This is a genomic window from Cellulomonas sp. ACRRI (assembly GCF_022346185.1).
Taxonomy (GTDB): domain Bacteria; phylum Actinomycetota; class Actinomycetes; order Actinomycetales; family Cellulomonadaceae; genus Cellulomonas.
The window spans coordinates 1-5,748 of the sequence record NZ_JAKRMS010000186.1 but is presented as its reverse complement, the minus strand read 5'-3'; the positions used below and the strand labels follow the sequence as shown (position 1 = coordinate 5,748).

The 5,748-nt window shown below is 76.7% G+C and carries 6 protein-coding genes; all 6 read left to right on the top strand.

What is annotated here, in order from left to right; translation table 11 throughout:
- Positions 1 to 44 precede the first annotated feature (44 nt).
- The 6 genes from MHY85_RS19890 (at position 45) to MHY85_RS19865 (ending at position 5,639) form a co-directional block, all read left to right on the top strand.
- Positions 45 to 1,253: an amidohydrolase family protein gene (locus MHY85_RS19890; RefSeq protein WP_239199934.1), complete on the top strand. Its 1,209-nt coding sequence runs from the start codon at positions 45 to 47 to the stop codon at positions 1,251 to 1,253.
- Between the two features lie 21 nt (positions 1,254 to 1,274).
- Positions 1,275 to 2,057, top strand: coding sequence for a hypothetical protein (locus MHY85_RS19885; protein ID WP_239199932.1), 783 nt, complete (start codon positions 1,275 to 1,277; stop codon positions 2,055 to 2,057).
- Positions 2,058 to 2,144: 87 nt separating this feature from the next.
- Positions 2,145 to 3,338 (top strand): FAD-dependent oxidoreductase, encoded by a 1,194-nt coding sequence (locus tag MHY85_RS19880; protein WP_239199931.1) that lies wholly within the window; start codon positions 2,145 to 2,147, stop codon positions 3,336 to 3,338.
- Between the two features lie 127 nt (positions 3,339 to 3,465).
- Positions 3,466 to 4,284: a PP2C family serine/threonine-protein phosphatase gene (locus MHY85_RS19875; RefSeq protein WP_239199930.1), complete on the top strand. Its 819-nt coding sequence runs from the start codon at positions 3,466 to 3,468 to the stop codon at positions 4,282 to 4,284.
- A gap of 108 nt (positions 4,285 to 4,392) precedes the next feature.
- A complete protein-coding gene (locus MHY85_RS19870; protein ID WP_239199927.1) occupies positions 4,393 to 5,025 on the top strand; it encodes a ClpP family protease in 633 nt (210 codons plus the stop codon).
- A complete protein-coding gene (locus MHY85_RS19865) occupies positions 5,025 to 5,639 on the top strand; it encodes a ClpP family protease (protein WP_239199925.1) in 615 nt (204 codons plus the stop codon). Before MHY85_RS19870 ends, MHY85_RS19865 begins: the two co-directional genes overlap by 1 nt.
- Positions 5,640 to 5,748: the final 109 nt, after the last annotated feature.

Below are 5,748 nucleotides of genomic sequence, written 5' to 3'. Positions count from 1 at the left end.
GGCCCGACCGGACCCGGCCCGCTCCACCCGCGAAGGACCCCGCCATGACCGACAGCACCCCCGAGCACGTCCTCGACGGCCTCCCGCTCTGGAACGGCGAGCGCGAGGTCGGACCCGCCCGGCTGACCTGGTCCGGCGACCGGATCCTCGCGGTCGAGGAGGCGCCGGCGCGGCACGCGGACCTCAGCGTCGTCCCGGGCCTGGTCGACACCCACGTGCACCTGGGTTACCCGGCCGGCGCGCCCGCGGCGGACCCGTCGGCGTGGCCGATCCTCACCCCGCCGGAGGAGCGGTCGCTGCACGTCGCCGCCAACGCGCTGCGCTGCGCGCGCGCCGGCGTCACCACGCTGCGCGACCTGGCCGCCGACTCGATCCAGCTCGCCGTCGGCCGCGCGTTCGACTCCGGCGTGCTCGCCGGGCCGCGGCTGCTGTCGCACGGCCAGGTCGGCATGACCGCCGGGCACGGCGACCTGTTCGTCCCGCCGCACTACCCGCACCGGCCCCCGACCGCCGACAGCCCCGACGAGTGCCGCAAGCTGGTCCGCGTCTGGGCCCGGTCCGGCGCCGCCGGCGTGAAGATCTACACGTCCGGCGGCGTGCTCTCCATGGGCGACAAGGTCGGCTGGCGGAACCAGACCACCGAGGAGATCCGCACCACCGTCGACGAGGCGCACGCCCTCGGCATGCTGGTCGCCGCGCACACGCACTCCGTGGAGGGGCTGGACATCGCGCTCGCCGAGGGCGTCGACTCGATCGAGCACGGCACGGCGATCGCCGAGCAGCACCTCGCCGCCCTGGTGGAGCGCGACCTGCCCGTCGCCCCGACGCTGCTGATCAACGACATCATCGCCGAGGCCCGCCGCCCGGTGTCCGCCGAGGCGCAGGCCAAGGCCCGCGACGTCGTCGCGCTCCGGGACGCCGGGTTCGCCCGCGCCGCCGAGGCGGGCGTCCGATTCGTGCTCGGCACCGACGCCTCCGGGCAGTTCGTCGGGTTCGGCGACCAGATGGAGGAGGTCCGCGCGATGGCGGCGATGTTCGGCTGGACGCCGGAGCGGACGCTCGCGGCGGCCACCTCGGACGCCGCCGACGCGATCCGGATGGGGTCGGTCACGGGCCGGCTCCGCGCCGGGCTCGGCAGCGACTTCGTCGTGCTGCGCGGCCGGCCGTGGGAGGACGTCGACGCGCTGCGGGTGGAGAACATCGTGGCCGTGGTGTCGCGCGGCCGGGTGGTTGCCGGCGCGCTGCCGGCCTGACCGGCGGGCAGGATGGCCGGCATGCCGACCCCCGCGCCCGCCCGGAACCGCACCATCCCCGTCGGCGCGACCGCCCTCGCGGCGGTGGCCGCCCTCCTGCTCGCGGGGTGCGGGCCGTCGGACCCCGCGGAGCCCACGCCCCCGCCCACGGCGGCCGCGCCCACGCCGAGCGCGTCGTCGTCCCCGAGCACGACGCCCACCGCCGCCCCGGCCGCGGAGCCCGAGCGCCCGCTGGTCAACGCCGGCGCCGTCGCCGAGGGCGCCCCGGCCTCCGTCTCCGGCGAAGGCCCCGCGCGGATCGCGGTCGTCCGGGACGGCGACTTCGGCGTCGTGGCGCGGCTCGACTGCGCGGCCTGCACGGGCGACGTCGTCCTCACCTCCGAGGGGCGCGGGTCGCCGTGGGGCGCGGGCCCGGCGCCGCTCACCGGCACCTACCTGGTCGACGTCCTGGAGGGCACCGAGGCCAAGCAGGGCTTCCTGCTCGACGCGGCGGGCCCGTGGACGCTCACGTTCTCCAGCTGGAACGAGCTGCCGGTGCTGACCGGGCCGCAGCAGGGCTCCGGGGCGGCCGTGCTGCTGCTCGGCGACACCGCGAGCGGGGCCCGCATCGACTACACGCCGGCCGGCCCGGGCGACTCGCTGCTGGCGCGGGTGGTGTCGGCGGTGGACGTGGACCCGGCCACGGGACCGGCGTCGCTCGTGCTCGGCGGCGACGAGGCGCTGAGCGAGACCGCCGACGTGGCGCTGCCCGGGGTCGTGGCCCTGAGCACCAACGGCACCTGGACGGTCACCCCGCTGCCGTGAGGCTCGGCGGCGCGGCCGGCTAGAGGGTGGCGTCCTGCGACCCGCCGCGCCAGGCTGGGCCGCGAGGACGCGACCTGAGGAGGCACGGTGCGGGACAGCTACGACTACGTCGTCGTCGGGGCCGGCATGGCGGGCGACGCCGCCGCGCACGGCATCCGCGAGGTCGACCCGGCGGGCACGATCCTCGTCGTCGGGCGCGAGCCGACCGCGCCGGTCACCCGGCCGGCCCTGACCAAGAAGCTCTGGACGGACCCGGAGTTCGCGTTCGACCAGGTGTGGCTCCGCACCGCCGAGGAGACCGGCGCCGAGCTGCTGCTCGGGGAGTCCGTCATCGGCGTCGACACCGCCGCGCGGACGGTCACCACCGACGCGGACGTCACGGTCGGGTACGGCGCGCTGCTGCTCGCGACGAGCGGGCACCCGCGCCGGCTGCCGGGCGTGGAGGACTCCGGGCGGGTGATCTACTTCCGCACCGTCCGCGACTACGAGCGGCTGCGCGACCTGGCGGGCGGCGGCCGGCACGTCGTGGTGGTCGGCGGCGGCTACATCGGCACCGAGCTCGCCGCGGCGCTCGTGCAGAACGACACCCGGGTCACGCTCGTGTTCCCCCAGGACGTGCTCACCGGGTCGACGTTCCCGGAGTCCCTGGCCCGGCGGGTCGAGCGCCGGTACGCCGAGGCGGGCGTGACCCTGCTGCGCGGCGCGGCGGTGGCGGCGGCGGAGTCGGGCCCGGACGGCGTGACGGTGACCCTGGACGACGGGCGGACGCTCGCGGCGGACGGGGTCGTGGTCGGCGCGGGCCTGGAGATCGAGACCGACCTGGCGCGGTCCGCGGGCCTGGAGGTCGACGACGGCGTGGTCGTCGACGACCGGCTGCGCACCTCCGACCCCCGCGTGTGGGCCGCCGGCGACGTCGCGCAGTACCCGGACCGGCTGCTGGGCAGGCGGCGCGTCGAGCACGTCGACAACGCCACCACGATGGGCCGGCAGGCGGGTCGCAACCTCGCCGGCGCCGACGAGCCGTACGACCACACGCCGTTCTTCTACTCCGACCTGTTCGAGCTCGGCTACGAGGCGGTGGGGCGGCTCGACGCGTCGCTGGAGACGGTCGAGGACTGGCACGCGGACGACCTCGGCGCCGGGGTCGTGTACTACCTCGACGGCGGCCGGGTCGCCGGGGTGCTGCTGTGGAACGTCTGGGACGCGACCGACCGGGCGCGCGAGGTGATCGCGACGCAGACCGACGTGCGCCCGGAGGCCCTGCGGGGGCTGATCCGCTGACGGGCGGCGGCCCGCCCGGGTGCTGCCACCCGTCGGTGCGTGGTCGCCCCCCGTCCGCGGTACGCGCGTGCGCCGGGACGTGGCATCGTGGGGTCACGAGGTGCCCGACCCCCCTGGAGGTGCCGCAGTGACGCTGACCCTCGACACCGCCCTGCGCTCGGTCGCGGGCGAGCACCGGTCGCACAACGAGGACTCCGCCGGCTGCGCGCCGGGGTACGCGTTCGTCGCCGACGGCGTCGGCGGCCACGCCGGCGGGGACGTCGCGTCCTGGACCGTCGCGCACCGCCTGATGTCCGCGCTCGCGGCCTCCGGCCCGGACCGGTTCACCGCCGACGACCTGCGCGCCGCCGTCGCCAGCGCGAACGCCGACCTGGCCGAGCGGGTGCGGTCCGACCCGTCCCTGGAGGGCATGGCGACCACCTTCACCGGCGTGTTCTGCGCCGAGGAGGCGGTGCGCGTCGTGCACATCGGGGACTCGCGCGCGTACCTGTGGCGGGACGGCGAGGGCCGCCGGGTGACCCGGGACGACTCGCTGGTGCAGCTCCTGGTGGAGGCCGGCGTCATCGACCCCGCCGAGGCCGCCCACCACCCGCGGCGGAACGTGATCCTGCACTGCCTCGCCGGCGACGCCGCGGACGCGGCGCACGTGACCGTGCTCGAGGTGGACGCGCGGCCGGGGGACCGGTGGCTGATGTCGACCGACGGCCTGACGGACTACGTGCCCGAGGAGCGGGTGCTCGCGCTGCTCGGCACCCCCGGCGGGCCGGAGGCGGTGGCCGACGCGCTGGTCGAGGAGGCGCTGGACGCGGACGCCTGGGACAACGTGACCGTGGTGGTCGCGGACGTGGTGGCGGCGGGCGACGGGGCCCCGGCCGGGCACGGCGGCGAGCGGGCGCGCCTCGCGGGGGCGGCCGCCGACGAGCGGCTGCCGGCGACGGCGGGCTGACCGCCGCCGTCTGCTGCCGGCAGACGGGGTCTGCCGTGGGCAGACCCGGCCCCGCCGGGCACCCGGGCGGTGCGAGCGTGCGAGGACCACCACCCCGAGGAGGCCCGCATGCACCCCGTCCCCGTCCCCGCCGCCCGGAGCGAGGCGCCCCCGGCGCGCGCGTTCGACGACGACCTCGCCGCGCGGCTGCTGCACCAGCGCATCGTCGTGCTCGGCCAGGAGGTCGACGACGCGGTCGCGAACCGGGTGTGCGCGCAGCTGCTCCTGCTGTCCGCCGAGGACCCGCGCCGCGACATCGCGCTCTACATCAACTCGCCCGGCGGCTCGGTCACGGCGGCGATGGCGATGTACGACACCATGCGGCTGATCCCGAACGACGTCGCCACCCTCGCCATGGGCCTCGCGGCCAGCGCCGGGCAGTTCCTGCTCAGCGCGGGCACCCCGGGCAAGCGGAACGTCATGCGGCACGCCCGCGTGCTCATGCACCAGCCGTCCGGCGGCATCGGCGGCACCGCGGTGGACATCGCCATCCAGGCGCAGAACCTGGCGCACACCAAGCGGACCATGCAGGCGCTGATCGCCGAGCACACCGGCCAGGCCGTCGAGACCATCGAGCGCGACTCCGACCGGGACCGCTGGTTCACCGCCGAGGAGGCGCTGGCGTACGGGTTCGTGGACCGCGTGGTCGAGCACCTGGACGACGTCCGCCCGGACGCCGCGCAGCGACGGGCGGGCCTGTGATGGCCGGGTCCTACACCGTGCCGGTCGTGGTCGAGCAGCGGCCGAACGGCGAGCGGGCGTCCGACGTGTACTCCCGGCTGCTGTCCGACCGGATCGTGTTCATCGGCACCGAGATCGACGACGGGGTGGCGAACGTCGTGATCGCGCAGCTGCTGCACCTGCAGTCCGAGGACCCGGACAAGCCGATCCACCTGTACCTCAACTCGCCCGGCGGCTCCGTCACGGCGCTGCTCGCGATCTACGACACCATGCGGTACGTCCGGCCGGACGTCGCGACGTTCTGCCTCGGGCAGGCGGCGTCCGCGGCCGCGGTGCTGCTCGCCGCCGGGGCACCGGGCCAGCGGCACGTGCTGGAGCACGCCCGGGTGCTGCTGCACCAGCCGTCGGGCGGGGCGCAGGGGACCGCGGCGGACCTGGAGCTGCAGGCCGCGGAGATCCTCCGCGTGCGGGCCCAGGTCGACGACATCCTGGCGGCCCACACCGGGCGCAGCCCGGAGCAGCTGCGCGCCGACACGGACCGGGACCTCGTGCTGACCGCGGAGCAGGCCGTGGCGTACGGCATCGCGGACACGGTGATCACCCCCCTGATGCCCGCGCAGCCCCCGCCCGCCTGACCGTGGCCGCGCCGAGGTCGAGCGTCTCCGTCGAGGTCGAGGGCTTCCGGCCGCGTGCCGGCGGGAAACCCTCGACCTCGGCGAGGTCAGGCGGCGAGCAGGACCGCCG